General features: G+C 55.9%; 2 protein-coding genes. Both read left to right on the top strand.

Annotation, left to right across the window (positions count from 1 at the left end):
• A partial coding sequence (locus K8V32_RS11195; RefSeq protein WP_303907334.1) for an isochorismatase family protein occupies positions 1–639 on the top strand: 639 nt, incomplete at its 5' end.
• A 581-nt stretch (positions 640–1,220) separates the two neighbouring features.
• Positions 1,221–3,704: hydantoinase/oxoprolinase family protein (locus tag K8V32_RS11190; protein WP_303907330.1), on the top strand; the 2,484-nt coding region annotated here is incomplete at its 3' end.

Below are 3,704 nucleotides of genomic sequence, written 5' to 3'. Positions count from 1 at the left end.
CGCCCAGCGGTCATCCACATTGACATGGCCAACGCCTGGACCCGCCCAGGTCACGCATTCACTTGCCGCAACATGGATACCATCATCCCTGCCTGCCAGGACCTCAACGCCGCTGCACGCGCCAAAGGTGTGCCGGTCATTTTCATCACCACCGCCTACGAAGTTCTCAACGCAGAACTGCCATCGGACATGGGCTTGTGGTCACAGAAGATTCCTTTAGAGACCCTAGACCCTTCAACGGGTGCAGCTGACATTGACTCCCGAATCGCCCCGGAACCGGGCGAATTGGTTATCACGAAGAAGCGCGCTTCCGCATTTCCTGGTACCTACCTGAACCAGTTCCTGACCGCTAACCGCATTGACACCTTGATCGTCACCGGCGTGACCGCATCCGCATGCGTTCGCAACACCGTCGAAGACGCTATGGCTGAAGGCTTCCGCCCAATCGCTGTTCGGGAAGCCATTGGCGACCGCGTTGCCGGGACCGTTGCCTGGAACCTATTTGATATCGACAACAAGTTCGGTGACGTTGAATCCGTTGGCACTGTTGTGGAATATCTCAACAACTTGCCAAACTTCGAAGACACCGCTCCCACCCCAACCGCCAAGGCTCCACTCCAGGCCCTGGCAGCCAAATAAGCATTAGGGCCACACCTTCCGGGACTTCACACCCTTGCCGAGCGTGAAGTCCCGGAGACACTTAATAGGAACCCACAGCATTCTCGAGCTCCACTATGCCACTAATCACAGCATCATAGACGGGCATACGCCTGGCACGGGTCTGCTCTTGAGCCACACTTCAACCCCAAGGCTCATCAATCAGCTACTCGAGCTCAATTTTCACCACGCGACACCCTGACCTGAGCACAGCCGACTCCGACAGACCTGCGCAGCAAACAACTGGTCGATACATCCAATGGGCACCCGCAGGGCTTCATCACACCCATTGATTCGGGCCCACTTGGCAAGATGTTCCGAGTCCTGCAGTGGCAACAAATTTCCGAACAATTCCTCACCAACTTCTCTTGATAATTGCTTATACAGCAACTACATTGATTGAGTAGCAACTGCAAGTGATGTAGGTCACAGTCTCCTAGCAGGTTCCAGCATCACTCATAACAACACTGTCCGCGGCTTTCGGGTTTTAGATCTCCCGTCCGCCTCCCCATTTTTCAAGTTCGCGATACAACTTCCATGTCATGTCCATATAGGAGGAACACATGAAGCGCATAGGTGTAGACGTTGGTGGCACTTTCACCGACTTATACTACTCAGATGATGAATCACGCACTGGGTTTGTCGAGAAAGTTCCCTCAACTCCAGAAGATCCCTCGATCGCCGTTGTTGATGGCCTGAAACGCCTAGTAGCCAAAGCCGGCATCACGCTTGCTGAAGTCGACCAGGTTGTCCACGGCACCACGGTTGCCACGAACACCGCACTGACCCACAAGGGTGCAGAAGTCGGTATGATCACCACCGAAGGCTTCCGCGATATCCTGCATATTGCTCGCCACAAGAAGCCGCACAACTTCTCACTGCAACAAGACCTCCCATGGCAGACCCACCCGCTGGTCAAGCGCCGCCACCGGCTGACAGTCAACGAACGCATCACCGCACCATACGGTGACGTACTGCGCGCCCTGGATGAAGACGAAGTTCGCGACCGCGTCCTAGAATTGAAAGCCGCCGGTGTTGAAGCCATCGCCGTCTGCCTGCTGCACTCCTATTTGAACCCAGTCCACGAACAGCGCATCGGCGAAATCGTACGCGAAGAATTCCCAGAAGCCTATCTGTCGTTATCCAGCGACATCGTTCCGCTGTACCGCGAATATGAACGCTTCTCGACCACCGCACTGAATGCCTATGTTGGCCCGCGCGTCTCTCGCTACCTGACTCGTCTACAAAATGAAATTGAGTCCCTGGGGTATGAACGTGAAATCCTGCTGATGCAGTCCTCCGGGGGCATGGTCCCAATTAACGAAGCCGCCAAGCGTCCCGTTTCGCTGATGATGTCGGGCCCCGTTGGCGGACTGATCGGTGGCCTGTGGGCAGGCGAACAGTCGGGTTTCGAAAACATTGTCACCCTCGATATCGGCGGCACATCAGCCGATATTGGTGTCGCCTACCAGGGCGAACTGCGCATGCGCCACCTGCTGGACACCAAGATTGGTGATTACCAGGCCATGATCCCGATGGTTGATATCGACACCATTGGTGCCGGTGGTGGCTCAATCGCCTACGTCGACCAGGGCGGGGTCTACCGTGTTGGTCCACAGTCGGCCGGTGCTGACCCAGGCCCGGTTTGTTACAACCGCGGTGGTGAAGAACCCACTTCAACCGATGCACAGCTGCTGCTAGGTCGTCTGCGTCCAGAGCGCATGCTGGCCGGCTCTGGGATTGATCTGCGTCCGGACCTATCCAAAGCTGCGATGCAAAAGGTTGCCGACCAGCTAGATATGTCGGTTGAAGAAGCCGCCCTTGGTGCGCTGCAGCTGCAGAAATACGGTATGACCCAGGCGATCGAAGAAAACTCAGTTCGGCGCGGTTATGATCCTCGCGATTTCACCCTGGTTGCAGCAGGTGGAGCCGGTGGTCTATTCGCTTGCGAAATTGCTTCCGAACTCGAAGTGCCAAACGTACTTGTTCCTGCCAACCCAGGCATTATCGCAGCCTTGGGCCTGTTGGCCACCGATGAGCGCTACGAGTTCGTCTCGACCGTCCGTTTCCCATTGGCTGATGCTGACTGCCCATCACTGCAGGCTTCGTATGAAGAACTCGAAGCCACAGCAAATGCGCAGTTGGATACCGAAAACGTCACCCCAGAGCGTCGTAAGCTCCAGCGTCTGGCTGATGCTCGCTACGAAGGCCAGGGATACGAGATTCGTTTTGATGTTCCTGATGGGGAGATAAACGACGCTTGGTTGGCCGAAGCCGAGGCACGCTTCCATGCTGCACATGAGGAAGAATACGGGCATCGTTTCTCCCACAGCGCTGTTGAACTGATCAACATCCGTGTGGAAGCCACCGCGGTCATGACAGAGCTGCCCGCCGTGAAGCCAACCACCCAAGCTTCGCTTGAAGATGCCCTTCTGGAAACACGCGATGTAACCTTCGATGTGTCCGGTAAGCCCGCTACTATAGCCACTCCGTTCTATGATCGTGAAAAGTTGGCGATCGGTCAGAGCTTTGAGGGCCCCGCCATTGTTGAGCAGTACGATGCAACCACCGTCGTCCCACCAGGTTTCGGCGTCACTATCGACGAGGCCGGAAATATGGTGATTGCTTGCCCAGCCAATGAAGCATCCGCAGAAGATTTGGCAACCCCAATTCTGATGCGCGTGATCGGTGGTGCGCTGAACTCGGCGGCCAAGGAAATGGCCTCGGTACTGTTCCGCATGGCGTACTCGTCGATTATTCGCGAGTCAGAGGACTTGGGTGCAGGCCTGTTCGACGTCGACGGCAATGTGCTCGCAGAATCGGATTCCACCCCGATGTTCATGGGTTCCATGCCCAAGATCGTCAAGGGTGTGATCTCGGAACTGGGTGACAATATCAATGAAGGCGATATCATCCTGCACAATGACCCATACCTGGGTGCCACCCACTCCCCTGACGTGGCGATCATCAAACCGATTTTCTATCAAGGTCAACTGGTGGGCTTCTCGGGTGCCTCCGGTCAGCTGATCGATAATGGTGGCGCACAT

Source organism: Enteractinococcus helveticum (genome assembly GCF_020742345.1).
GTDB classification, from domain to species: domain Bacteria; phylum Actinomycetota; class Actinomycetes; order Actinomycetales; family Micrococcaceae; genus Yaniella; species Yaniella helvetica_A.
The sequence above is the reverse complement of the archived record's forward strand: the minus strand, read 5'-3'. Positions and strand labels throughout refer to the sequence as shown.